At 67.0% G+C, this 25484-nt stretch carries 22 protein-coding genes and 1 tRNA gene; 15 read left to right on the forward strand and 8 right to left on the reverse strand.

The window, feature by feature from the left end:
* Nucleotides 1-36: 36 nt before the first annotated feature.
* The 5 genes from WM2015_RS14175 to WM2015_RS14195 all read right to left on the reverse strand — a co-directional run bounded on the left by WM2015_RS14175 (nt 37) and on the right by WM2015_RS14195 (nt 5894).
* Nucleotides 37-1407: an L-serine ammonia-lyase gene (locus WM2015_RS14175; RefSeq protein WP_049726672.1), complete on the reverse strand. Its 1371-nt coding sequence runs from the start codon at nt 1405-1407 to the stop codon at nt 37-39.
* A 131-nt stretch (nt 1408-1538) separates the two neighbouring features.
* Nucleotides 1539-2597 carry a hypothetical protein gene (locus tag WM2015_RS14180; RefSeq protein ID WP_049726673.1) on the reverse strand — a complete coding sequence of 353 codons (1059 nt, stop codon included), beginning with the start codon at nt 2595-2597 and terminating at the stop codon, nt 1539-1541.
* Nucleotides 2594-4030: an FAD-dependent oxidoreductase gene (locus WM2015_RS14185; protein WP_156201244.1), complete on the reverse strand. Its 1437-nt coding sequence runs from the start codon at nt 4028-4030 to the stop codon at nt 2594-2596. The genes WM2015_RS14180 and WM2015_RS14185 overlap by 4 nt, the downstream gene beginning before the upstream one ends.
* Complete coding sequence (locus tag WM2015_RS14190) at nt 4030-4878, reverse strand: class I SAM-dependent methyltransferase (RefSeq protein WP_049726675.1); 849 nt, start codon at nt 4876-4878, stop codon at nt 4030-4032. Before WM2015_RS14190 ends, WM2015_RS14185 begins: the two co-directional genes overlap by 1 nt.
* A complete protein-coding gene (locus WM2015_RS14195) occupies nt 4875-5894 on the reverse strand; it encodes a 2OG-Fe(II) oxygenase (protein ID WP_049726676.1) in 1020 nt (339 codons plus the stop codon). The genes WM2015_RS14190 and WM2015_RS14195 overlap by 4 nt, the downstream gene beginning before the upstream one ends.
* 148 nt (nt 5895-6042) lie before the next feature.
* Here WM2015_RS14195 and WM2015_RS14200 point away from each other — a divergent pair, with 148 nt between their 5' ends.
* From WM2015_RS14200 to ubiA, 7 genes are read left to right on the forward strand one after another with little or no spacing between them, the layout of a single operon-like run.
* Complete coding sequence (locus WM2015_RS14200; RefSeq protein WP_049726677.1) at nt 6043-6273, forward strand: glutaredoxin family protein; 231 nt, start codon at nt 6043-6045, stop codon at nt 6271-6273.
* Entirely contained in the window at nt 6266-8098 is a 1833-nt protein-coding gene (locus WM2015_RS14205) for a DegV family protein (RefSeq protein ID WP_049726678.1), read from the forward strand. The genes WM2015_RS14200 and WM2015_RS14205 overlap by 8 nt, the downstream gene beginning before the upstream one ends.
* A complete protein-coding gene (gene plsY, locus WM2015_RS14210; protein ID WP_049726679.1) occupies nt 8091-8741 on the forward strand; it encodes a glycerol-3-phosphate 1-O-acyltransferase PlsY in 651 nt (216 codons plus the stop codon). The genes WM2015_RS14205 and plsY overlap by 8 nt, the downstream gene beginning before the upstream one ends.
* Before the next feature lie 14 nt (nt 8742-8755).
* A complete protein-coding gene (locus WM2015_RS14215; protein ID WP_169751197.1) occupies nt 8756-9700 on the forward strand; it encodes a biotin--[acetyl-CoA-carboxylase] ligase in 945 nt (314 codons plus the stop codon).
* A gap of 3 nt (nt 9701-9703) precedes the next feature.
* On the forward strand, nt 9704-10435 hold the full coding sequence (locus WM2015_RS14220; RefSeq protein ID WP_049726681.1) for a type III pantothenate kinase: 732 nt from the start codon (nt 9704-9706) through the stop codon (nt 10433-10435).
* Complete coding sequence (locus WM2015_RS14225; protein WP_049726682.1) at nt 10432-11088, forward strand: SPOR domain-containing protein; 657 nt, start codon at nt 10432-10434, stop codon at nt 11086-11088. The genes WM2015_RS14220 and WM2015_RS14225 overlap by 4 nt, the downstream gene beginning before the upstream one ends.
* A gap of 17 nt (nt 11089-11105) precedes the next feature.
* Complete coding sequence (gene ubiA, locus WM2015_RS14230) at nt 11106-11987, forward strand: 4-hydroxybenzoate octaprenyltransferase (RefSeq protein WP_049726683.1); 882 nt, start codon at nt 11106-11108, stop codon at nt 11985-11987.
* Between the two features lie 903 nt (nt 11988-12890).
* On the opposite strand, the gene WM2015_RS14235 is transcribed toward ubiA, so the two are convergent.
* Nucleotides 12891-13595, reverse strand: a complete 705-nt coding sequence (locus WM2015_RS14235; RefSeq protein WP_211260938.1) for a ComF family protein — start codon at nt 13593-13595, stop codon at nt 12891-12893.
* A 54-nt stretch (nt 13596-13649) separates the two neighbouring features.
* On the opposite strand from WM2015_RS14235, the gene bioB reads away from it, so the two are divergent.
* The 5 genes from bioB to bioD are packed head-to-tail and all read left to right on the forward strand — an operon-like array spanning nt 13650 to nt 18228.
* Nucleotides 13650-14687 (forward strand): biotin synthase BioB, encoded by a 1038-nt coding sequence (gene bioB, locus WM2015_RS14240; RefSeq protein ID WP_049726685.1) that lies wholly within the window; start codon nt 13650-13652, stop codon nt 14685-14687.
* Between the two features lie 27 nt (nt 14688-14714).
* Entirely contained in the window at nt 14715-15881 is a 1167-nt protein-coding gene (locus tag WM2015_RS14245; RefSeq protein WP_049726686.1) for an aminotransferase class I/II-fold pyridoxal phosphate-dependent enzyme, read from the forward strand.
* A gap of 12 nt (nt 15882-15893) precedes the next feature.
* Nucleotides 15894-16673 (forward strand): pimeloyl-ACP methyl ester esterase BioH, encoded by a 780-nt coding sequence (bioH, locus tag WM2015_RS14250; RefSeq protein WP_082169788.1) that lies wholly within the window; start codon nt 15894-15896, stop codon nt 16671-16673.
* Nucleotides 16670-17542, forward strand: a complete 873-nt coding sequence (gene bioC, locus WM2015_RS14255) for a malonyl-ACP O-methyltransferase BioC (RefSeq protein WP_049726688.1) — start codon at nt 16670-16672, stop codon at nt 17540-17542. Before bioH ends, bioC begins: the two co-directional genes overlap by 4 nt.
* The gene (bioD, locus tag WM2015_RS14260) at nt 17539-18228 is read left to right on the forward strand and encodes a dethiobiotin synthase (RefSeq protein ID WP_049726689.1); all 690 of its coding nucleotides are present in this window, start codon (nt 17539-17541) and stop codon (nt 18226-18228) included. The genes bioC and bioD overlap by 4 nt, the downstream gene beginning before the upstream one ends.
* Here bioD and WM2015_RS14265 read toward each other — a convergent pair.
* The gene (locus WM2015_RS14265) at nt 18219-19127 is read right to left on the reverse strand and encodes a diguanylate cyclase (protein WP_049726690.1); all 909 of its coding nucleotides are present in this window, start codon (nt 19125-19127) and stop codon (nt 18219-18221) included. The genes bioD and WM2015_RS14265 overlap by 10 nt on opposite strands.
* A gap of 528 nt (nt 19128-19655) precedes the next feature.
* Nucleotides 19656-23984, reverse strand: a complete 4329-nt coding sequence (locus WM2015_RS14270; protein WP_049726691.1) for a hybrid sensor histidine kinase/response regulator transcription factor — start codon at nt 23982-23984, stop codon at nt 19656-19658.
* Nucleotides 23985-24146: 162 nt separating this feature from the next.
* Between WM2015_RS14270 and WM2015_RS14275 the strand changes: the two genes are divergently transcribed.
* From WM2015_RS14275 to WM2015_RS14285, 3 genes are all read left to right on the forward strand, one after another.
* The gene (locus WM2015_RS14275) at nt 24147-24482 is read left to right on the forward strand and encodes a DUF3144 domain-containing protein (RefSeq protein WP_156201248.1); all 336 of its coding nucleotides are present in this window, start codon (nt 24147-24149) and stop codon (nt 24480-24482) included.
* An 8-nt stretch (nt 24483-24490) separates the two neighbouring features.
* A tRNA-Ile gene (locus WM2015_RS14280) sits at nt 24491-24567 on the forward strand.
* 360 nt (nt 24568-24927) lie between these two features.
* Complete coding sequence (locus WM2015_RS14285; protein ID WP_049726692.1) at nt 24928-25467, forward strand: YaeQ family protein; 540 nt, start codon at nt 24928-24930, stop codon at nt 25465-25467.
* Nucleotides 25468-25484: the final 17 nt, after the last annotated feature.

Below are 25484 nucleotides of genomic sequence, written 5' to 3' on the forward strand. Positions count from 1 at the left end.
CTGAAACCTGAGCCCTTGACCCTGAACCCTTCCCGCTCAACATTCGATCACGTTGACCGCCAGACCGCCGCGCGAGGTTTCCTTGTACTTGGTCTTCATGTCGCGGCCCGTGTCGCGCATGGTCTTGATCACCTTGTCCAGGCTGACCCGGTGCTTGCCGTCACCGGCCATCGCCATGCGGGTGGCGTTGACGGCCTTCACCGCGCCCATGGCGTTGCGTTCGATGCAGGGAATCTGGACCAGTCCGCCGACCGGATCGCAGGTCAGGCCCAGGTTGTGCTCCATGCCGATTTCGGCGGCGTTCTCGACCTGGCTCATGGTGCCGCCCAGGGCCGCGGTCAATCCGGCGGCAGCCATCGAACAGGCCACCCCGACCTCGCCCTGACAACCCACTTCGGCGCCCGAGATCGAAGCGTTTTCCTTGTACAGGAGACCGACGGCTCCAGCCGTCAGCATGAATTCGATCACGCCCTCTTCGTCCGCGCCGGAGACGAAGCGGCGGTAGTAGTGCAGCACGGCCGGGATGATGCCGGCGGCCCCGTTGGTGGGCGCGGTCACGACCCGACCGCCGGCGGCGTTCTCTTCGTTGACCGCCAGGGCATAGAGGTTGATCCAGTCGAGCTGATCGAGATTGTCCTTTTCCGAACGGTGCTTGAGCTTGCGGAACAGGGTCGGCGCACGGCGCAGGACCTTGAGCCCGCCCGGCAGATGACCGGTCTGTTCCAGACCGCGCTGCACACAGTCCTTCATCGCCTGCCACAGGGCGAGGATGCCCTCGCGAACCTCGTCTTCGCTGCGCCAGGCCTGCTCGTTGGCCAGCATCACGTCGGAGATCCGAAGCCCCTCGGCCTCGCAGATGGCAAGCAACTCATCGCCACTGGAAAACGGGTACTTCAGCGCCGTGGTGTCCGGCATGATCCGGTCTGCCGCCGCGTCGTCCGCATTGACCACGAAGCCACCACCGACCGAATAGTAGTCGCGCTCGAGCAGCACCTCGCCGTCACCGTCGTAGACCGTGAAGCGCATGCCATTGGGGTGATACGGCAGGGTCTGACGCTTGTGGAAGATCAGATCCTGGCGCAGGTCGATGGGGATGTCGCGCTGGCTGGCCAGACGGAGTCGGCCAGTCTCGCCGATCTGGGCGATGCGCGGCTCGATGTGGTCGGGGTCGACCTTGTCCGGCTGCTCGCCTTCAAGACCCAGCAGGACGGCCCGGTCGGTGCCATGCCCCCGGCCCGTATGACCCAGGGAGCCGAACAGGTCCACCCGCACCCGCTCGACGCGATCGAAGACGCCGGCATCGGCCAGGCGATCGAGAAAGATACAGGCGGCGCGCATCGGCCCTACGGTGTGCGAGCTCGAAGGTCCGATGCCGATCTTGAACAGGTCGAAAATACTGACAGCCATGCGCTTATCGAGTCCGATTCCGGTCAGAGGTTCCGCCGCCCATTATGAGGGCTGGATCGGCTCCTAACCAGAGCGGAGCTCGGGCCGGGAGCTCACCGAAGGTCCAACGGCCATCGCCTTTGTTCGCAGACCTACTGGATGGTGAGATCGCCGACCTTGAGGCGCTCGCCCGAGACCGGATCCACCAGCACCAGAGGATGCTCACCGCGACCCAGTTCCGCGAAATGCTCGACCCGCGCCGTGACCAGGCCGGGACGCACCGTGGTCCGCAGGACCACACCGTCGAGCTCGAGCACCGCGCTCCGCGGCGCACAGCCCACGTGCACCCAGAACCCGGCGGCACCATCGGGCTGGCGGTTGAAGGCCTCCCCCTCGACGGCGACGTCCGGCCCCCATTGTCCGAGCTGGCAGAACACGGTCGACTCGGTGCCATCGTCCAGAATGGCAGGCGGTGGCCGCTCGGCCACCGTCAGAACCCCGACCGTCTGCCGGAGTCGGCGCGACTTGTCCAGCAGCGCCAGCTCATAGGCGCCCGGACGATGAATGACCTCGTCCATGTATTCAGGCTCGAGGCTGGCCGTGATCACGCCAAGTTCGAAGTGCGTCGCGAGTTCGACGCCGTCGAGTTCCAGTCGCATGGAACCATTGACGTCACCATTGACACGCAGCCAGAACCCACCGCGTCCATTGCCGATCGGGTTGAAGATCTCACCCTCGATCGTCGCGTCGGGTCCCCAGCGCTCGATCTGGATGAATTCGGCATCGCTGAAGCCGCTTGCTTCGGTCAGGCGCGGCTCGCTCAAGCCCTGCAGTCGCGCGGCGCCGGCCAGCAGCAGGCACTCGCTCACACTGAGTTTCCAGCCGTCGATATCGAGCAGCTCACCGGCCTGGAAGTCCCGCGCCATGCGCGCCTGAACGGCGGGAATCAGATTGCCGTCGGCCGGATCCAGACGCTGGAGCAGCGCGCCGAGGGGGTCGGCTTCTCCAAGCCGCCGATCGCAGACCGGCCCGACGAAGTCGATGCCCGAAAGCGATTCGCTCAGCTGATCCAGGGCACGACGGGCATCGGGGTGGTCCGGCGCGAGCTCGACGCTCGCGAGCGGGGCCTCTCCCTTGCAGCCCGTGACCAGGGCCAGCTGAAGGGCGACAAGGCTGCCGCCGAGTGCCAGGTTGAATTGGCGTCGTTTCATCCTGCCTCCCCCAGTCGCTGATCGAGGTGTTCGGCCAGGCGAGCGGCCAGAGCCACGATGGTGAGGGTCGGGTTGGAGTATCCCGCATGGGGAAACAGGGAACTGCCGGCCAGGTAGAGATTGTCCCGGTCCCAGCAGCGTCCCTGGGCATCGGTCACGCCGAATTCCGGCGTTGCGGACATGCGGGTCGTGCCCATGTGGTGATAGCCGATTCCGACGTGTGCATCGAGGGGCGTCGGATCGCGACGAGTCTGGCGGACACGCGCCAGTCCGGCCGCGGACACCGCCCGAGCCCAGTGCTCGAACAGGGCCAGCACGGGCTCGAACTCGGACGGGGGCAAATGCCAGTTCAGGCGCGCCCGCCGAAGACCGATCGCATCGCGCTCCTCGCTCAGGCTCAGGCCACTTTCCGGGTGAGGAAGGGGTTCGTTGATCATGCCGATCCGACGCATCCCGCCGGGTCCGTCGCCGAGCAGCGGGGACGACCAGTAGTCCGGCGCCAGCAGGGCGTCGGGCTCGTCCGCGTTGAGCATGATGCAGCTGTTGCGAAGCCCGAACTCCTGAACCAGTGCATTCGTGCTGGACATGACGACCATGACGTCCCGTCCCGGCAGGGCACCGCGCTCGTAGGCCAGGCTCTCGCTGCCGAGAAGCCCGCCCGGAGAGAAACCGTAGTGGTCCATGAAGCAGCGCCCGACCAGGCCGGCCTGGTTGCCGGGCACCTGCGACTGGTTGAGCAGGAAACGCGCGTTCTCGATCCCGCCCATGGCGAGCACGAAATGCGCCGCACGCACCCGGCACTCGCCACCGCCGAGGGTTCGACAGCGAAGTGCACGCACCCGGTCCTCACCCTGCTCGAGTTCGACCGCATTGAGTTCGGTCCAGCACTCGATGCCGGGAGACTCGGTCAAGGCGTCACGATAGCGGCGCCCGAAGCGCGTCGGCGGGCTGAAACGAAACAGACGATGCTCGAAGCCACTCTCCGGGCTCAGCGGCATCAATCGCTCGCGCTCGGCCTCGCTGAGGGCATCCATCGAGAAATCATGATCATCCAGCTCGCACCACTCCGACGCGGTCCGATACCAGGGCTGCAGGGTATCGAGCGCCATCGGCCAGCCCGGCAGGGGAAAATGCGGCTTGTCTTCGAAATCAACGGGATCGAAGGGTTTGACCCAGCCGCCCCAGTGGTTGGAGGTCCCACCCAGCCAGCGCAATCTCGACCCGAGCAGTGGATAGGCGCGACCGGTGACTTCGCCATCGTAGATCGACTGACCGTCACCGGGAGAATCGACACCGCCTCCTTCGATCAGCAGGACCTGGCGGCCGCGAGCCGCCAGCTCCAGCGCCAGCACGATTCCGGCCGGCCCGGCACCTGCGATACAGACCTCCGCCTCGAGTTCGCTCGGCAGGGTCTGGCGCGCGTCATGGATCATCAGAACGCGGCGCGGCGACGACGCCGCTGCCACCAGAAGTGGCCGGCCTTCGGATCCCGCTCGAGCACCGCTTCGAAGGCCTCACCCTCCTCGGGCGCGGCGTTCCAGTGGATCAGACGCAGTCCGGTTCGGCGGGCGGTCAGCTCGAACCAGGTCCTGGAGAGATAGGCAATGTGGGCAGGCACATGCATATAGGAGTACTTCTGCCAGGCCTCGATGCCCTGGCCGGGCTGCCAGCCAGCCGGTCGGTGAGGTGCCGTCACCAGAATGCGTCCGCCCCGAACCAGGCGCTCGGACAGATCCAGCAGCATGCGTGCCGGATGCTGGAGATGCTCGATCACATGGGTCAGGGAGATCAGGCGGAATCTGGGCCGAGGCGGCAGATCCTCGACGCCGCCGACCCGATAGTCGTCCACCCAGGGGCAGCGCTCGCTGCACTCGTCGGTCACGTCCTGGGCCACGGTCCGTACGTCCTGACTCCGCTGCCGGATCGCTCGCGACACCCAGGCAAAGCCCGCGCCCACTTCCAGGCTGGCCTCACCCCGGCCCGGCATCAAACCGAGGTGATCGAGACAGTAGCCGTAGTACTCGAGCATCTGGGCGACCCGCGCCTCGTCGGTGTAGTGGTCATCGACGAATTGCTCGGTCTGTCGGTAGAGGATGTCGAGATCGGCATCGGTCGGCAGGGGCGACAGGCGCGCCACGTCACAGCTCCGACAATGCACGAGGTCGTACTGCGATTGGCTGAAGGCCCCGCCATGGGTATTGCCCAGGCTGCCGATCAGCTCCGGCGCAGGCGCCGAACGCTGGCAGAGCTCGCAGCGATCCTGCTTCGTGTCGGTGCTCATACGCCCAACCTCCGTCCCAGCCAGCGACGCGCACGCGCGATCCATCCGGCCTGCAGCAACTCGTGCAGGGTCCGCACTTCCTGATCGCGTTCTGCGACCAGACGCATGGCCTGGTCACGCTGGGCGATCAGGTCCTCCACATGCGCACTGAGATCCGAGATATTGCCGTAGAGACGCTGCAGGTGTTCGTCCCGGCGCCGCAGCATGCCCTGGACCTGCTGATATTCAGCGTCCCCCAGCGGCTGGTTCGGCTGGATGTGCGAAGGCAGAGGCCGTTCGACATAGATCGTCGAGTGCGGCTTGGTCTGCTCCTTTTCCGGACGGGTCCTGCTGTAGAAATACAAGGCCACCGACTTGCGGGACCGGGGGTCGGCGTCGCCCTCGGGCAGATTGATCCGCTCGAAGCCATGCCAGGACCAGTGCGTGGTCTCGAACAGCACGGCTCGATTGAACTTCGGATTGACGTACTCGATCCGGTTCTCCTCCGGCGGCAGCCGAGGATCCTGATGGAACTCGATCGCGCCTCCCCAATCATCCTGCCACTCCTCGTTGAGATAGACGATGAGGTTCAGGCGCCGGTGCAATCCCGTCTCGGGATGCTTGTTGAAATCGACGTGCGGGTCGAGATCCTGTCCATGCCGATTTTCATGCGTCCCACCACCGAAGTAGTTGGGGTCGTAGAGCAGTTCATCGATGCCGGTCAGAGCTTCCAGCCAGGCAAGGAACTCACGTGACTGAATGAGCTCGTCCAGGCGCTGGTAGGGTGGCGCCAGCTCGGCGAGCTTCTCGTGCACGCATTTGCCACCGATCTTGCCGGCCTCGTTACGGGCCAGAGCCGTATCGAAGGGCGGGAATTCCTGCAGCAGGGACCGCGCGTAATCCGGCGTGAAGAAATCATCCAGCACCAGATGTCGGAATGGCTTCGCCGAGTCGAATTCGCTGCGCAAACCGGCAGGGTCGGCGAGATGGTCTTGTCTTATCAGGGAGTCCACGATCAAGGCCTTTCGAGTGGTCATCGGTTCGAGTGCTCCTGATGCCGCAGGAGCGCGGCTCATGATACTACCAACGCCGATTCCTTTCGGAGGCCGTGAATCCGCGTGACTGGACGCGTCGACAGGACAATGGAATACTTGGCGGCCCTGTACGATGCGGAGTCATCCAGCGATGACGCTGATTCTCTACTCGCGCCCCCAGTGCGGGCTGTGCGACAAGGCCGAAGCGCTGCTGGCCGAGGGCGGCCTGGGCAGCGACTACCGGAAGGTCGACATCGAGAGCGATCTGGACCTGATTTCCCGCTACGGCGATCAGGTGCCGGTGCTGTTCAACGAACAATCTGGCCAGAAGCTGGCCTGGCCGTTCACGGTTTCACAGGCGCGCACACTGCTTGATGGCTAGTCACAGCGCGGCGATCAACCACATCGACGCCGACCGCCTGGCCAATGCGCTCCGGGCCGGCATCGCACACGTCCTCGAACGCCGCGACTTCATCAACAGCATCAACGTCTTCCCGGTGCCCGACGGCGACACGGGGACCAATCTGGCCTTCACCCTGGCCAGCGTCCATTCAGCCATGTCCAGCGGCCCGAGGGCGACCCTGAGCGAGCTGCTCGAGCGCGTCGCCGACGGCGCGATCAACGGCGCCAGAGGCAATTCCGGCGCGATCATGGCGCAGTACTTCCAGGGCCTGAGCGAAGCCAGCGGGCACTACCAGGTGCTCGATGCCTCGCGCCTGGCCGCCGTCACCACCGCCGGCGCACGCTCGGCCTGGGGCGCCATGTCCAATCCCGTGCCCGGCACCCTGCCCACGGTGCTGGAGGACTTTGCCGACGAGCTCGTCCGACGCGTCGACGAGGGCATCGAAGACATTCGCGCCCTGTTCCAGCACGGACTCAAGCGAGCTCGGAAATCGCTGTCGGAGACGCCCGAAAAACTCAGCGCCTTGAAGGAGGCGGGCGTGGTCGATGCCGGCGCCCAGGGCTTCGTCGATCTGCTCGAAGGGGTCTGGAACTACATGCGCAGCGGCAAGGTGCCCGAGTTGCCGCAGGCCAGCCAGTCGAGCGGCGTCCAGCACGAACCTGCCGCTCGCGACAGCCAGGCACCGGAGCACCACCGCTTCTGCACCGAGTGCCTGCTCGAGGGCGAGGCACTGGACGTCCCGGGGCTGCGCGCCCGCTTGGAAAGCCTGGACGCCAGCTCCCTGGTGGTGGCCGGTGGTGCCGGCAAGGCCCGCGTGCACATCCACACCGACTCACCCGGCGAAGTGTTCCGGGTCTGCACCGAATTCGGCGAGATCCGCCAGCAGAAGGCCGACGACATGACGCGTCAGCACGGCCTGATGAATCAACGCGGCCAGGTCGCGATCGTCACCGACTCGGCCGCCGATCTGCCGGTCGAGGAGATCGAGCGCCTCGGCATCCATGTGGTACCCGTGCGCCTGAACTTCGACCAGGAGGAATACCTGGACAAGCTCACCATCACGCCTTCGGAGTTCTACCGCAAGCTCGAGGGCTCGGAGCACAAGCCGCAGACCTCGCAGCCACCGCCGGCGGATTTCCGGCGCCAGTTCGAGCTGCTCAGCTCGCACGGTCTCGAAGTGCTGGCGATCCAGGTCTCCGGCGCACTCAGTGGCACCCGGCAAGCCGCCGAAACGGCCGCGAGAATGGTCGATGCGGAGCGCATCGAGGTCTTCGATTCCCTCAATGCCGCCTGCGGCCAGGCCCTGATGGTGCTCTGGGCCGCCGAAGCCGCGGCCAGGGGCTGGGAGCGCCTGGCCATCGTCAAGCACCTGGAAGAACATCGCGGCGACTTCCGCACCTTTGCCCTGATGCGGGATCTGAGCTGGGGCGTGCGCGGAGGCCGGGTCAAACCCTGGATGCACACGATCTCGCGCCGCCTGGCCCTCAACCCCGTACTGACCGCCTCGCCGGAGGGCCTGCTCAAGGCCTGTTCGGCCATTCCCGGTCGGCGCAAGGCCGTCGAGCGCTTCGCGCGCTTCCTGCTGCGGCGGATGCGCACCGACCTGGTCTTTCGCGTGCTGATCAGCCACACGAATGCGCGCGACGATGCGCGACGCCTGAGGGACCTGCTGCTCGACGGGCACCCGCGGGTCGACGCCTGCTGGCTGGAAGAAGCCAGTCCGGCGGTAGGCGCCCATGCCGGTCCTGGCACCCTGATCGTCGGCCTTCAGCCCTGGCGGGCACCCGAGGAACAACATGCTTGACCCCGTCCTGACCACGATCCTCATCACCCTGGGCGGCTACCTGCTCGGTTCGATTTCCGGCAGCCTGGTGCTCGGTCGCTTCCGCGGCGTCGATATCCGGGCCATGGGCTCGGGCAATGCCGGCGGCACCAACGCCCTGCGCACGGTGGGCTGGAAATTCGCCCTGGGCGTGGTCCTCATCGACATCGGCAAGGGCGTGCTCGCCGCCGCTGCACTGCCTGCCTTGGCGCCCTACCTGAGCAGCAATCCATCGGATCCACTGCTTCTGGCCAGCCTCGCGGGCTTCGCGGCGGTCCTCGGCCACATCTGGCCGCTGTACTTCGGCTTCCAGGGCGGCAAGGGGGCCGGCACGGCCGTCGGCGTGATCCTGATCATCGCGCCCTGGTGCCTGGCGCCCATGCTGACGGTCTGGCTGGTCACCGTCTTCGGCACCGGCTACGTGGGCCTGGCCACCATCCTGGCCGGCCTCAGCCTGGTCCCGGCGATGTGGCTGATCGGCCCCGAGCCCCTGCCGCCCGTGCTGGGTGCCCTGGCCATTGCACTGGCCGTGCTGCTGATCTTCACCCATCGCGCCAACCTGGCGCGGATGCGCTCGGGCACCGAGAATCGCTTCGAAAAGGCCCGACTGATCAAGCGTCGCTGAGCATGAGCCTGGCCATGAACCCCCTGCTGGCACGGCTGGCGGACGGACAGTGTCACAGCGGTGAGGACCTGGCCCGGGAGCTGCAGATCAGCCGGGCCGCCATCTGGAAACGCATCGAGGCCCTGCGCGCTCTGGGCCTGAACGTGCAGGCCAGAGCCGGCGGAGGTTATCAACTCGAGCGGCCCTTCGATGGCCTCGACGCCGAGCGCATTCGATCGCAACTCGGCGAGAAGGCCCTGCCGGTCGAAGTACGCTTCCAGGTCGATTCCACCAATGCCTGCCTGCAGCGCGAGCGCCGCGAGCACGCGCCGCCCCGCGCCCTGCTGGCCGAAGTGCAGACCGCCGGGCGAGGTCGGCGCGGACGACCCTGGATCTCACCGCCGGGCGCCGGTCTGTATCTGTCGATGAGCTGGCGTTTCGATTGCGGCCTCAGCGGCCTGTCCACGCTCAGCCTCGCCACCGGGGTGGCCGCGGCCCGGCTGCTGGAAGCGCAGGGCATCGAGGACCTGGGTCTGAAATGGCCCAACGACCTGGTCTGCGACCAGGGCAAGCTCGGCGGCTGTCTGATCGAAGTGCAGGGCTCGGCCGAAGGCCCCTGCGAGGCCATCGTCGGCATCGGCATCAATGTCCGCCTGGATCGGAACGACTCGATCGACCAGGCCTGGACCGATCTGCACCGCCTCGGCTGGCAGGGCGATCGCAATGCCCTGGCCGCCGGCCTGATCCAGAACCTGGCCGACGCCTTCGCGGCCCTGGATCGATCGGGCTTCGAGTCCTTCGCCGACGACTGGCGGCGCCTGGACTTCCTGCAAGGCAAAACCGTCCGCATCGAACAGAGCAGTCGCGCGCCGCTGGAAGGCCGGGCCGCAGGCATCGACGAGCTCGGCCGCCTGCTGATCGACACCGCCACGGGCCGCCAGGCCGTGGGCAGTGGCGACGTCCGGGTGCGGGCGATCTGAGCCATGACCGACGTCTTCATCGACCTCGGCCATAGCCGGGCCAAGTGGGCCTTCGGCCAGGGCGGGCGCCTGAACGAGGGCGGGAGCGGCGCCTGTCCGGCCGTCGACCTGGCGCCCCTGCGGGCCGCCCTGACCGAGGCCCGACCGGCTCGCGCCTGGTACTCCCCGCAGGGCGATCCGGACCGCGTTGCCGCGCTGGAACACGAACTGTCCGCCCTCGGGTTATCCTGTCGCCCCGTGACCACCGGATCGATTGCCTTGCCCGTCGCGCCCGCCTACCCCCAACTCGGAACCGACCGCTGGCTGGCCCTGCAGTGGCCCTGGCAGCAGTCCCGGGCGCCCTTCTGCCTGATCGACTGCGGCACGGCCGTGACCATCGACGCGGTCGATGCGCGAGGCCGGCATCTGGGCGGCTGGATCATGGCCGGCCTGCCCGCCCTTCGCCACGGCCTCGGCGGACTGGCCCGACGACTTCCGGACGCGGCCATGGAACCGGAGGCGGCCGAGGCACCGGCCACCGACAGCCAGCGGGCGATCGGCGGCGGTCTGAGCCTGCAGATGGCCGGCGGCATCGAACGCGCCGTCGAAGGCCTCCGTGCCCGCCTCGGCCAGGACATCGAGCTCTGGCTGACCGGGGGCGATGCGGAGTGGATTCGACCCTTGCTGCATGAGGCGACCCGCAGCGACCCTCATCTCGTGCTGCGGGGCCTGGCCCTGGCGGGGTCGGAATCATGAATGCCTGGCCCTGGCGCTGGATCGCCCTCGTTCTCCTGACCGCCAACCTGCTGGCCGGGCTGCTGTGGCTGTCCAGCGCCGATCGGCGCGAGCCGGAGCGACCGCCGATTCCGCCGCTGGACGAGAGCCTGCCACGCCTGGAGCTGGTCACCGAGCTTTCGCAGGGCCCTCAGGATCCGACCGCCGAGCGTTGCTATACCATCGGACCGCTGCCGACCCTGGTCTCCCAGCAGCGTGCGGAAGACCGTCTGCGACCCTTCGCCAGCGCCTTCCGCTCTCGCCAGACCACCGCCGACAGCGACCGCGGCTGGTGGGTCTTCCTGCCGGCAAGCAACCGGGCCGAGGCCACCAGCCTGAGCCGGGAGCTGGCAGAACGCGGCCTCGAGGACTATTACGTCGTCACCAGTGGCGAGATGGAGAACAGCGTTTCGGTCGGTCTCTATTCCAGCCTGGAGAACGCCCGCGCCCGCCAGGCGCGAATCCGGAGCATGGGCTTCAACGCCCAGCTCGAAGTTCGACGGGAAACCATCCCGCAGTTCTGGGTCGACTACCGGATCGCCCCGGAAGAGCGCTCACCCTGGCGCTTCATCGTGCGCGCCTCACCGGGCAGCCAGCATCGGGAGATTCCCTGCTGGGATGAAGACCGGACCTGATTCCATGAGAGACAGGAATGGAATTTAGGCTGCGAGCTGCCATCTTCGACGGGCCCGCCGGGCCGTGGCTGCGCCTGATGCGCTTCGACCGGCCGATCGGGATCGCCCTGCTGCTGTGGCCGACCTGGTGGGGCCTGTGGCTGGCCGCCGGCGGCGCGCCGAGCCTCAAGAACCTGATCATCTTCAGCCTGGGCGTGATCGTGATGCGCGCCGCGGGCTGTGTCATCAACGACTACGCCGACCGCGACCTGGACCCCCAGGTCGAACGCACCCGCTCGCGCCCCATCGCCGCCGGCGAGATCCGCGCCCGCGATGCACTACTGCTGTTCTTCGGCCTGCTGCTGCTCGCCCTGTTTCTGGTCCTGATGACCAACCGCCTGACGGTGCTGATGGCCTTCGGCGGCGCCCTGCTCGCCGGAACCTACCCCTTCTTCAAGCGCTTCACGCATTTCCCGCAGGTGGTGCTCGGCGCGGCCTTCGGCTGGGCCATTCCGATGGCCTTCGCCGCCGAGGCCGGCCAGGTGCCGGCACTGGCCTGGTGGCTGTTCGCGGCCAACCTGATCTGGACGGTGATCTACGACACCGAGTACGCCATGGCCGACCGCGCCGACGACCTCCAGGCCGGCGTCAAATCCACCGCCATCGCCTTCGGCCGCTTCGACCTGCCGATTCTGGCCGCCCTGATGGGCCTGATGACGGCCCTGCTGCTGTTGATCGGCATGCAGTACCTGCCCCATCCGGCCTGGTTCACCGCCGTGGCCCTGACTCTGCTGCACTTCCAGCTGCAACTCTGGAAGATCCGCGAACGTGAGCCCCAGGCCTGCTTCCAGGCCTTCCTGAGCAACCACTGGGTGGGACTGTTCCTGTTCGCGGGGATTGCCGTCAGCCTGGGGGGGTAGCTGTCGGGTTGGTGGAGATTCCTGAGGCATGGACCGTCGGGCGCGTGGGCCCGACCTACGGTTCGGGGCTTCGAGCGAGCGCCGTCGGGCGCACGCGCGGCCGGTCTTTGGCGCGGTGATGCCGGCGGTATCCGTGCGTCGGGTTTTATGCTGTGGCTGGGGCATTGCGCCGTCGGGTTGACGGAGATGCCTGAGGCATGGACCGTCGGCCGCACGCGCGGGCGGTCTTTGGCGCGGTGATGCCGGCGGTATCCGTGCGTCGGGTTCTATGCGATGGCTGGGGCATTGCGCCGTCGGGTTGACGGAGATGCCTGAGGCATGGACCGTCGGGCGCGTGGGCCCGACCTACGGTTCGGGGCTTCGAGCGAGGACCGTCGGGCGCGCGCGACCGGTCTTTGGCGCGGTGATGCCGGAGATATGCGTGCGTCGGGTTTTATGCGGTGGCTGGGGCATTGCGCCGTCGGGTTGACGGAGATGCCTGAGGCATGGACCGTCGGCCGCGTGGGGCCGACCTACCTCGGGGCTTCGAGCGAGGATCGCCGGGCGCACGCGCGGCCGGTCTTTGGCGCGGTGCTTCTGGCCCGCGCTGGGCCGCCCGCTCGGAGGGTTCAAGCGGGTTTGGTGCGGGTGTGCCGTAGGTCGGGGCCACGTCCCCGACGGTCCATGTCGAAGCCATCTCCGTGAATTGGACGATCAACACCGCCTAACCGTTGCTCGGCGATGCCGGAGATATCCGTGCGTCGGGTTCTATGCGGTGGCTGGGGCATTGCTCCGTCGGGTTGACGGAGATGCCTGAGGCATGGACCGTCGGGCGCACGCGCGGCCGGTCTTCGGCGCGGCGCTTATGGCCTGCGGCCAACCGCACCACGCCTCCGTCCTGCGCTGGCCCGACCTACGGGACAATCACGCTCGCGCCACGACCCATAGATCTACGCGCTCGACTCCGGCGCGCTTGAGTACCCGGGCGCATTCGTCCAGGGTCGAGCCGGTGGTCATCACGTCGTCGACCATGGCGACGTGTCGCACGCCCGGGGGCAGGTGACGGAGAGCGAAGGCGTTGCGGACGTTGCCGCGCCGACGGTCGGCGGGCAGTTCGGACTGGGCATGGGTCGCGCGGCGGCGATGCAGGGCATCGGCCCAGGGCAGGCCCTGCAGAGACCGGGACAGATCGCGACACAGAAGCTCGGACTGGTTGAAGCCGCGTCGCCAGCGCCGCGCCGCATGCAGGGGCACGGGCACCATGAGGTCCGGACGCGTCGCACCCGCCTCTGACAGTCGCCGCGCCAGCACCGTGGCCAGCACACGACCCGCGGCCAGATCACGCTGGAATTTGAAGCGCTGGACCAGGCGCTCGACCTCACCGCGGTAGGCCATGCCGGGCCAGCAACGATCGAAGACCGGCAGACGACGGCTGCATCGCCCGCAGAGCTCGACGGGCCGCTCCAGTTCGAGGCCGCATCGACCACACTGCGCACGCAGGCGCGGCAGCTCGACCTCACAGGCTTCGCAGCAATCGATCGTCTCGCGACCGTCCAGACCACAGAGCAGGCAGACGGGCGGATAGAGCCAACCGTCAACCCGAAGCGCCTTCCTCAGGTTGACAAGCACCACCGCCGCTCCCGATACTTGCCGCCTTCTTCTGCCATGGCCGCCCAGCCCGCTATGTCCCAGCCCGAGATTAGCATCCGTCATGACTGGCGTCGCGACGAGATCGAAGCCCTGTTCGACCTGCCCTTCGCCGATCTGCTCTACCGGGCCCAGCAGGTCCATCGAGCGCACTTCGACCCGAACGAAGTCCAGGTCTCGACCCTGCTGTCGATCAAGACCGGTCGTTGCCCCGAGGACTGCAAGTACTGCCCCCAGTCCGTGCGCTGGAACACCGGCCTGGAAGAGGAGTCGCTGCTGCCCGTCGAGGTCGTGCGCGAGGCCGCCCGCAAGGCGCGTGAAGCCGGCGCGCAGCGCTTCTGCATGGGTGCCGCCTGGCGCCGCCCGAAGGACCGGCAGCTCGACCAGGTCATCGAACTGCTCGAGGTCGTCCGCGAAGAGGGCCTGGAAACCTGTCTGACCCTGGGCATGCTCAGCACCGAGCAGGCCGCGCGACTCAAGGACGCGGGCCTGGACTACTACAACCACAACCTCGACACCTCACCCGAGTACTACGAGGACATCATCTCCACGCGGACCTACCAGGACCGCCTGGAGACCCTGGAAGCGGTTCGCCGGAGCGGCATGAAGGTCTGCTGCGGCGGCATCATCGGCATGGGCGAATCGCGCCAGGACCGGGCCGGGCTGATCGAGGCCCTGGCCAATCTGCCGGAGCACCCCCAGTCCGTGCCGATCAACCAGCTCGTGCAGGTCCCCGGCACGCCGCTCGAGGGCACGAAGGCCATCGATCCGATCGAGTTCGTGCGCACGATCGCGGTTGCCCGCATCGTGCTCCCGACCTCGCGCGTGCGCCTGTCCGCCGGGCGCGAAGCGATGAGCGATGAAATGCAGGCCCTGTGCTTTCTGGCCGGTGCCAACTCGATCTTCCACGGTGAAAAGCTGCTGACCACGGGCAACCCGGAGGTCGAGCAGGATCGGCGCCTGTTCGAGTCCCTTGGCATCAACACCGCCGAGCCGAGCTGCTCGTCGGCCCGGCGAGAGACCGAACCCTCGGTGGAGTTGGCGACCGCCGCCCGGCCCGCCGCGCGCGCCTGAGCCCCGGCGCTCGACGCTTACCCGACCATGCGCAAGCGCCTGGCGCGACAGCTGGCCGAGGCCCGCAGCGAGCGTGAACGCAGACACCGGCAGCGCCGGCGTCAGACCGTCGAGGTCGTCGGACCGGGGCTGCAGGTTCGGGTCGACGGGCAGCGCCTGATCGACTTCTGCAGCAACGACTACCTGGGCTTCGGTCACGAGGTGCCGGAAGGCTCGCAGCAGCGCAGCAGCGCATCGTCCTCGCCCCTGGTCTGCGGCCACGGCCCGATCCATGGCGAGCTCGAGGCCCGGCTGGCCGAGTTTCTGGGCACGGGCGCCTGCGCGCTCTTCCCCTCTGGCTATCAGGCCAATCTCGCCGTCGGCCAGGCCCTGGGCCAGCGCGGGCAGGCCGCGCTGGCCGATCGCCTCAACCACGCCAGCCTCAATGATGGCCTGCGTCTGGCCGGCAGCCGCATCCTGCGCTATGCCCACGCCGACGCCCGGGCCGCAGCCGAGCGCTGGCGTCCCGAGTGCCGGCTGCTGGTCACCGACAGCGTCTTTTCCATGGACGGTGATCTGGCCCCCCTGGCCGAGCTGGCGGAGCTGGTCGATGCCCGCGATCTCGCCTTCTGGGTCGACGACGCGCACGGCTTCGGCGTGCTCGGCACCGAAGGTCGCGGCGCCGTGGAAGCCTGCGGACTTGAACCCGATCGCGTCGACGTCCTGGTCATCACCTTCGGCAAGGCACTCGGTACCGCCGGCGCCGTCGTCGCCGGTGATCCCGCCCTCATTGAACACCTGGAGAACGAGGCCCGTGGACTGATCTATTCCACCGGCCTGGCGCCCGCCCTGGCCGAATGGACGCTGCACAAGCTCGTCCGACTGCAGCGCGAGCCACAGCGCCGGGAACGTCTGCGGGCGCACATCGAGCGCTTCCGAGACGGCTGCGCACGAGCCGGCGTCGCCCTGAGCGATTCATCGACACCGATCCAGATCCTGCCGCTGGGCGGGGATCAGCGGGCCCTGGCCCTGGCCGAGCAGCTGCAGCAGGCCGGCTTCCTGATCCGCGCGATCCGCCCGCCGACCGTTCCGGAAGGCAGCGCAAGGCTGCGCATCACCTTGTCCAGCGAGCATTCACCCCAAGATATCGACCGCTTGTGTGCGACCCTGGGTCAACTGACCGAGGCGCACCCTGGCACCGACTCACTTCACTGACTGCTGCAATCCATGGCTCAACACCCCTTGATCGTCGACGAGTTCGGCCACGGCCAGAAGCTCAGCCTGGTCCATGGCTGGGCCATGCATTCGGGGCTCTTCGAACGACTGATCGGGCATCTGGACGGGCTCGAGGTCCAGTGCATCGACCTGCCCGGGCACGGCCGCAACCAGGACCTGGCCTGGCCCGAGTCCGGTCAGGTGCTGGCCGAGCAGCTGGCGCAAGCGGCCGACCACGGCTGGCTGGCCGGCTGGTCCCTGGGCGGCCTGCTGGCGCTGAAGGCCGCGCTGGCCCGCCCCGGCCAGCTCAAGGGCCTGATCCTGATCGCGGCCACGCCCTGCTTCGGTCAGCGTCCGCACTGGCCCCATGGCGTGGCGCCGGCCCTGGTGGGTCAGCTGGCCCATGAACTCGAAGTCGGCCCCGAGCAGGTCCTCAACCGCTTCCTGGCCCTGGAAGTCCATGGATCGGAGCATGCGGCCGCCGATCTGAAGCTGCTGCGCAAGGTCGCCTTTCGCTACGGCCTGCCCCGGGACAGCGCCCTGCATGCGGGCCTGAACATGCTCAAGGCCAACGACTTGAGCGAGCAACTGGGCGAACTCGATCTGCCGGTGCTGCTGATCGGCGGTCGGCGCGACAAGCTGGTCAGTTTCGAGGCCCTGGAAGCCACCCATGAGCGCCTCCCGAACAGTCGCCTGGTGCGCATCCCCGGCGCGGCGCACGCGCCCTTCCTGACCGATGCCGAAGCCGTGGCCCACGCCATCACCGACTTCATCGAGGAGCACGAGACGTGAGTCTGGACAGCAAGGCCATCGCCCGACAGTTCGGTCGCGCGGCGGACAGCTACGACGGTCATGCGGCCCTGCAGCGCGAGGTCGGCGAACGGCTGATGGAACGCCTCGACGGGCTCCGCTTCGAGCCGCAGCGAATTCTCGACCTGGGCTGCGGCACCGGTGCGCAGTCACAGGCCCTGCACCAACGCTTCCCCGGGGCCCGATTGATCGCCAGCGATCTGGCCGGCCCGATGCTCGTCCAGGCCGCACGACGCCGCGGCTGGTGGCGCAAGCGCTTCGACCTCGTCCAGGCCGATGCCCGTGCCCTGCCGATCGCCGAAGACAGCCTGGACCTGGTCTACTGCAATCTGATGCTGCAATGGTGCGAGGACCCGGCGGCGGTGTTCGCCAATCTGCGCCGTGCCCTGAAGCCCGGCGGTCTGCTGCTGATTTCCACCTTCGGTCTCGACACCCTGCGTGAGCTTCGCCAGGCCTGGGCGGCGGCCGATTCGCATCCGCACGTCGGCCGGTTCACCGACGTTCAGCGCCTGGGTTCGGCCCTGACCCGCGCCGGCTTTGCCGAGCCCGTGCTGGACACCGACTGGATCACCAGCACCTACTCCAGGCCACAGGAGCTGTTGAGCGAACTCAAGGGCATCGGCGCCACCAACGCCGATCAGGCGCGGACCCGCGGCCTGACCTCGCCGACTCGACTGCGCCGCATGCTTCGCGCCTACGAGACCTTTCGCCAGGACGACGGCCGCTACCCCGCCACCTGGGAAGTCGTCTACGCGTCGGCCTGGGCACCCGAGCACGGCCAGCCGATGCGCACCGAGCAAGGCGAGGAGGCCAGCATCCCGATCAGCCGCCTGGGTCGCCTGCAACGATGACGCCGACCCTGTTCATCACCGGCACGGACACCGGCTGCGGCAAGACCACCGTGACCGCCGCCCTGGCCCGTCGCCTGGCCGATGGCGGCCAGCGCGTGGCCTGCTTCAAACCCGTCGCTTCGGGCTGCGAGTGGATCGAGGGAACCTGGCGCAATGAGGATGCACTGGCCCTGATGGCAGCCGCCAGCGTCGAACTCGACTACGATCAGGTCAATCCGATCGCACTGGAAGAGGCCATCGCACCGCATCTGGCGGCCGAACGCAGCGGCGTTGCCATCGACCTCGACGCCCTGGTCGCCGGAATCGAAGCCCCATCGGCCGACATCAAGCTGGTCGAAGGCGCCGGCGGCTGGATGGTACCGCTGGGCGATGAGCTGATGACCGCCGACCTGGCGCGCCGCCTCAGCGCCGGCGTGGTGCTGGTCGTGGGCCTGAAGCTCGGCGCCATCAACCACGCCCTGCTCAGCGCTCGCGCCATCGAAGCCGACGGCCTGAAACTGGTCGGCTGGATCGCGAACCGCCTGGACCCCGATCAGCCCGTGCAGGACGAGAACATCGCCACCCTCGGTTCGAAGCTGGGCCCGCCGTTGGCCGTATGGAAACACGACGGCGGATGGGAAGACGATGGAAGGCTGGCCGAAGGCCTGTTCGGCGGCGCTGGCTCAGCGCTGCTCGCTCAGCCGTAGACTCGATTTCGGCCTTCGCGTTTGGCCCGGTAGAGCTCCGCGTCAGCGGCCCGCAGCAGATCGCTGGCCTCGTTCATCCCGGCGCCCCATTCGGCCAGACCGATACTGACGGTGACCGTGCCGATTCCGGATCCGGCAGCCACGGCGAACTCCGCCCTCTCGACCGCCGAGCGCAATCGCTCGCAGATCGAGCGGGCCGGCGCCAGGCCCGAGTCGGGCATCAGTACGGCAAACTCTTCGCCGCCGATCCGGGCGAGTAGATCCGTTTCCCTGACCGCGCCTTCGAGCAAGCGAGCCAGCTGCCGCAGTACCTCGTCGCCGACCAGGTGCCCTGCGCGATCGTTGATGGCCTTGAAGTGGTCCACGTCCAGGATGGCCAGGCTCAGGGGTGAATCCATGCGCTGGCGCCGGCGCGCCAGCTCGTCGTCCAGGCCCGCCATCAGATGCCGCCGATTGTGCAGACCGGTCAGTTCGTCGCGGATGACATGCTCGTGCAGCTTGGCCAGGTAGATGGCTTCGGTGCTGCCGGCGGCCAGGAACTTCAGCTCCGAATCTCCGACCCGGATCCGATCGCCATCGTTCAGGGGCCGACGGTCGATCGGGTGTTCGTTGACCAGGGTCAGGTTGGTGGAGCGCAGGTCTTCGACCCACCAGGTCCCGCGATCCTGCAGCACTCGGCAGTGCCGGCGGGAAACGCTGGGTGAAGGAATACGGAAATCGGCATCGGAGCCACGGCCGATCACGGCAGGAAGCGCGTCGGGCTCGATCCGCTCGCCCAGTCGCTCGCCGCGGATCACGACCAGACAGGCCGAGCGCGGCTCGACCGCGTCACCCTGATCATTGACGATCAGCAGCGTGCACGGGTCGGTCTGTTCGTCGGAGCGCGAGCCCTGCGCCATAGTCGGATCCCACCAGATTGACTCCCGGGCACAACGCCGATGCGCGGCACCCGGTTCGATTCTAGTGTACCCCGCCACTCATTCTGTAACTTTCAGCGAGTCGGAAAGTGCCTGACCGCAAGGCCCGGGCTCGCCCTTCGGGAGCGCGTCTGAGTCGACATTGCGGCGTTCCAATCCTTGCAAAGGGCGCGCCATTCACAGCGGATTGCGCCTTGCACTATCGACTCGGTCACGCTCCGAAAGTTACAGAATGAGTGACGGGCTACACAAGCCGATCTGGAAAACGGTTCCGGCCCGCGAACGACGGGCAAAAAAAGAGCCGGCACCTTGCGGCCACCGGCTCCTCCCCTTACTCGAATCCCCCCGCATGGCCCGAAGGCGATGTCTGCCAACACCTGATCAGCAATGACGCCGATCCCATGACTGCAGGTTAAGGGCAGAGGCGATTCTTGATGGTATCCAGACGCGACATTTCAGTGCCCGCATGCGACAGTCGCTTGAAAATCAGCAAGATAGGAACGGCGGAGCTCAGTCTGCCGGATGGCCCGAACCCTGGCTGAGTTGCTGGCGCGCGCGGCGCCAGCGATCGGGGGGCTCGCCATACTGCCGGGAAAAACTGCGCGAGAAGCTCTGCGCGCTGGAGAAGCCACAGCTCAGCGCAATGTCATTGACGCTGCGCTCGGTGTTCAGCAGAAGGTTCATCGCGTGCTGCAGCCGGAAGTGACGGATGTACTCACTGGGCCGTTGCCCCGTCAGGGCCTTGAGCTTGCGCTGCAGGGTCCGGACTTCCAGCGACAGCAGGCTGGCCATGGCCTCGACGCTGACTTCGTCTTCGAGATGTTCGCCAAGCCAGGCGTCCATCCTTGCCAGGAGCTCGCGATCGCGTTCGCCCAGGTCGGGCGCGCCGAGCTCGTCCGGGCCCCCGACCGGCTCCGGAGAGCGCTCGAGCAGGAAGCGTTGCAGCCTCAGGCGGTTGTCCTGCATGCGCTTGAGACGCAGGCGCAGTTCATCGGCCGAGAACGGTTTGCCCATGAAGTCATCGGCGCTGAGCATGATGCCGCGCAGCCGGCTGTCCCGATCGTGGCGGGCCGTGAGCAGCAGGACCGGAATGTGGCTGGTCGCCAGGTCGCCGCGCAGGCTCCGCAACAGCTGGAAGCCGTCCATGCGCGGCATCATGACGTCACTGACGATCAGGTCCGGCACCTCCAGACGGGCCAGCTCCAGGCCCCGCTCGCCATGCGGCGCTTCCAATACCCGCCAGTCGCGTTTGAGCACGTCGACCAGGTAGGCGCGCAGATCGGCCTGATCCTCGACGACCAGTACGGTGGCCTCCGAGCCACCCTCGGTCGGCGCCGGCCGATCCGAGCCCTCTTCATGCCGGGCGGAACTCAAGGCCAGCTGCGAGGCCTCGAGGTCATAGGGCTTGGTGTCGGTTTCCGATGGCTCCAGCGGCAGGTCGGGCCGCTGCTCGCCCGGCAGCCGAGCGGTGAATCGGCTGCCCGCGCCCGGCCGGCTTTCGAGATCGATCGAGCCGCCCATGGCTTCGATGCTCTCGCGCACCAGCGCCAGTCCGATCCCCGCGCCCGCCTGTCCGCTGATGTAGGCATCCGGCGCGCGATGGAAACGCTCGAAGATCGCCTGCTGCTCATCCTCGGCAATGCCGGGCCCCGTGTCGACCACGCAGAGCTCGAGCAGGCCGTCGTCCTCGCCGGCACGCAGCAGGACCTGAACACTCGCACCCTTCGGGCTGTACTTGATCGCGTTGCTGATCAGGTTCAGGGCAATCTGCTCGACGTGGTGCCGAGGACAGCAGGTGATGCAGTCGGCCTGCAGATCGGCACTGAACTGCAGACCCTTCTCCTCGGCGAGGGGGCGGAAGGAACCGACCATCAGCTCCAGCACCCGGCTGAGGGACCAGGGGGCCTCGGCCGGCATCGGCGCCCCGGCCTGCAGGGCCGACAGATCCAGCAATTGATCGACCAGGCGGACCAGGCGGTCGAGGTACAGGCGGGCCCGTGACAGCACGGGGGATTGACGGTCCCGGGCCTCGAGTTCCTCCAGGCTGGCCTGGATCAGGCTCAGGGGCGTTCTGAATTCATGGGACACGTTGGCGAAGAACTCGGTCCTCGCGGCCAGGGCCCGCTCCAGATCACGCGCCTGACGCCGAATCAGGGCCTGCTTCTCGGTCAGCTCCGAAGTACGCTGCCTGACCTCCGCCTCGAGCAGACGGCGGCGGCGCTGGCCCTGGAACCACATGCCGCCGAGCGTGAGCAGAGCGATCAGCACATAGCTCAGATAGGCCCAGCCCGTGGCCCAGGGCGGCGGCTTGATGGTGGCCTCGAGCAGCACGGCGTCGTCCGACCAGACCCCGTCGCTATTGGCCGCCCGGACGATCAAGCGGTACGTGCCGGGTGCAAGTCCGCCGTATCGAACCTGGCGCTGGAAGCCGACCTCCCGCCAGTCCTCGTCGAGCCCCTCCAGCCAATGCTGGTAGCGGTGGCGAGACGGGGCTGCCGAATGCAGTCCGACGAAGCTCGCTTCGAGGTCGTTTTCATCATGGGACAGTTCGATGACCGCCGGCAGGCTGGCCGCGACCGAACGGGCCTGGCCATTCACGCGCAGCTCGCTCAGACGCAGGCGCGGTGGATCGGCCAGCATGTGGATCTGCTCGGGAACGAAGGCGTTCACCCCGTTGATGCCGCCGAAGTAGAAGCGCCCGGAGGCCCCCAGATGCGCCACCGTGTTGTTGAATTCGAAGTGCTGGACCCCATCCGGCGGGGTGAAGTGGCGGACATCGCCATTGGCGGGATCCAGGCGCATCAGCCCCTGATTGCTGCTCAGCCAGAGCCGCCCCGAGGCTTCCGGCAGGATCGCGTAGATCGTCTCGTCGACCAGGCCGTCCTCGGCCCCGAACCAGCGGATCTGGGGCGTGCTGGAGCCGGTCTCGAACCAGACCTGGGCCAGCCCGCTCTGGCGCGTCCCGATCCAGAAGCCACGCTCCGGATCGACGGCCAGACCGAAGATCTCCTGCCCTTCGCCAAGGCGGTGTCGTCGAGAGAAAACGGTCATCGCGTCTCGACCACTATGGAAATCGACTTCGCTGAAGCCCTCGCGACCAGCGACGATCAGGCGACCATCGGGCAGCTCGATCAGATTGTGCAGCCCCCGATCGGGCAGATAGGAGCCGTTGGGACAGGCCTCGAGGGACAGACGGTCCGAGGAGAGGTGAAACTCCTCGACGGCGGCGTGCCCGATCCAGAGCCGCTCCCCATCGTCCGAGAACAGCAGGCTCTGGATTCGTCCCAGGCCCTCGGCCGGGCCGGGCAGCAGGCGGCGGATGATTTCGCCGCTGCGAGGGTCGATCACGACCATGCGACCGTCCAGACCGACCCAGACGTTCATGGTCAAGGGATCGACCGCCACCGACCAGGTCCGATCGCTGGGCAGGCGCCACGGCTCTTCGGCCTCGGCGTGATAGGCCTGCTGCAAGGAATAGGTGCCGTCGGCGCCTCGCTCGTACTGGCGAAGCCCCGCCGTGTCCAGCGCGACCCAGACCTGCTCCCGACCACCGACCAGGGTCTCGGCCACCCCCCGCACGACGTTCTGCCCGGCAAAGGGCAATTCGCCGGGGCGGGACTGGTCGACGATATGATCGAAGCGCTGGGCATTGATCGGCAAGCGAGCCACGCCGCCCAGCTGACTGCCGACCCAGAGGGTCCGATCACGGTCGGCAAAGACGTAGTAGGGCGAAGTCCGCAAGGTCGGAGGCAGGCTGTCGTCCTCACCGGGCGTGTGCATGAAGATTCGCACGCCGTCCCGGCCAGCCAGCCAATGGGCCACCCCGTACTGATTGGCGAACCAGTAGTCCCCTTCGCCGCGCTCGGCCACGGTCAGGCTCATCGGGAGGCTTCGCCCGCTCGCCTCGGGCGGCGCCGAATAGATCCACTGCCATTCGTCCAGCGAGGGTTGGTAGCGGGCGAAGGAGGCATCCATCGCGATCCAGATCGAGCCGTCGCTGGTCGTGACCAGCGCATCCACCCGGTCATCTTCTCGCCCGTATTCGCTCGGCCGCAGCCGCTCCACCACCTCAGCGCTTGCCGGATCGATCAGGCTGACGCCCTCTTCGGCATTGACCACGATCAGCCCATCGGCGCTCTCGGCCAGACTGCTGTAGTGGGCGCGGAAGCGTCGGGGCGTGACGCCCTCGACCAGCTGGAGCACCCCGTCGCCTGGCGGTTGCCACCATAGACCGGCATCATTGATGACCCAGAGGCGATCGGCGGAGTCCACCAGACCGCTGCTTCGGCGCAGGCCCAGTTCAGTCAGGGGCAGGGAGAACTCCAGCGGTTCGAGCGTCTGTCGACCGGCTCGAAGCACGGCCGGGCGATGGGCATCGCCGACGGACACGAACAGATCACCGCTGCCGGACTCGCCCAGGATCTCGTTGATGCGGTCAACTTCTTCAGCGGACCCCGCCGGTGCGCCTGCGGCGAGGACGAAACGCTCGACCCGGCCCGTCCGGGGGTCCATCCGGTTCAGTCCCAATGGAGTGGCGACCCAGATCCGGCCATCGAAGGACAGATGGAGATCGAGCACGAAGCCATGGCTCAGGCTGTCGGGATCCCCGGTCCGATGCCGATGGGTCTCGAATCGGTAGCCGTCGTAGCGGCTCAGGCCGAACTGGGTCCCGAACCACAGGTAGCCATCCCGGTCCTGCAGCATGGAGGAAATCGACGACTGCGCCAGGCCGTCGCCCATCGACAGGCGCTCGAATCGAATTTCGGCCACAGCCAGGCCCGCCGCCAGCAGGCCCGCCATCGCCGTCAGGAGTCGCCAGCCAGTCCCTTGCACGTCCATCAGCTATCGCGCATATCGAACTCTAAAACTGCCTCGCGTCGGGACCATTGTCAAATCGACCCGCCCTTCGCCAGAACGGAGGCATGATATTCTTACCGGTCTTCCCGCCGCCGCAGAACCTGGCCGGCCGGGATCCTTCAGATTCCAATACAGACCAGAACCATGTCCGACGAGCAGAAACAGATCGACGCGCACAACAAGGCCACCGAACGCTTCATCGAGCTGGCCAATCAGATGGCCAATGACGAAGGCCAGGATATCAAGATGATCTCCGCCGCTCTGATGGCCGCTTCCGGCGTCTACGCCACCTTCATGGCCGCCGGCAACCAGGGTTTCCTGGCCCCGCAGGGCGTCGAGCGCGTGGCCCAGGTCTACAAGAACAACCTCGGCTACATCCAGGAGCGCAAGAAGCAGGAACTCGAAGCCCAGGGCCTCGAACCCAAGCCCATGGGCGAAGTTTCCGGTAGCGCCGACGCGCCCAAGCCCACCGACGCCTGACCCGTTCCGGGCCCTTAGCTCAGTTGGTTAGAGCAGCCGACTCATAATCGGTAGGTCGTAGGTTCAAGTCCTACAGGGCCCACCATCTTGCTGATTTCAATGAGTTTCCCGCTGGGCGACTCATTGACTGTGGGTCGGGTGGTCAAATGGGAAGCAGTATCCCAGCAACATCTGCCTGGGAGAGCTCTCAACCCTCGGATACGCGAAAGAAACCAAACCATCATCCTTGTTGGGAGCGAGGCACCTCGTCAACCGGCTCTTGAAGGCGGCAGCGAAGAACGCTGATCATCTCGCCCAGAAAGTGCGGAGTGTCCAACGTTCGCTCACCAGCATCTGTCTCTCACCCCCCTTCGATCGTTCAGGGCCAGGGAACACCGGCGAAAAGCTCAGTCGTTGCGGCCAGGTGCGCTAGACTGCGGGCCGAATCCTTGGCTCCGAAAATCTCATGGCCTTGAGTGCGACAACGTACAAGATGCACCTCGACCTATCCGATACGGATCGTGGCGTCTATGAAGAGCTCCGGCATACGGTAGCGCGCCACCCCTCGGAAACCGAGGAGCGGTTGACTGCTCGAATTCTGGCTTTTGGGCTGTTCTGGGACCCACGCATGCATTTCGGGCGCGGCCTATCAGACGTCGACGAGGCCGCCTTGTGGTCCAGGAACCTGGAGGGGCAGATCGAGCACTGGGTTGAGGTGGGTCGACCCGATGCTGATCGGCTGAAGCGGTGTTCCAATCGGACGGATCGCTTGACTCTGCTGGCCTATGGCAACCAGGACGTGTGGGCCGCTCAGGTCCTGCCCAAAGTGGCAAATCTGGACAAGCTGGCCATTGCTTCTCTGCCCCAGGCGCCGATGAACGAACTGGCCGTTGACCTGCCGCGCAGCATCCACTGGGGCCTGATGATTACAGACGACGTGCTCTACGTCAGCGACGGCGATCGGCAAGTGGAGATCGCGCTCAGCTGGCTCAAGCGCTCAGGCTGACCCGAAACACTCAGGCT

Source organism: Wenzhouxiangella marina (genome assembly GCF_001187785.1).
Taxonomy (GTDB): Bacteria; Pseudomonadota; Gammaproteobacteria; order Xanthomonadales; family Wenzhouxiangellaceae; genus Wenzhouxiangella; species Wenzhouxiangella marina.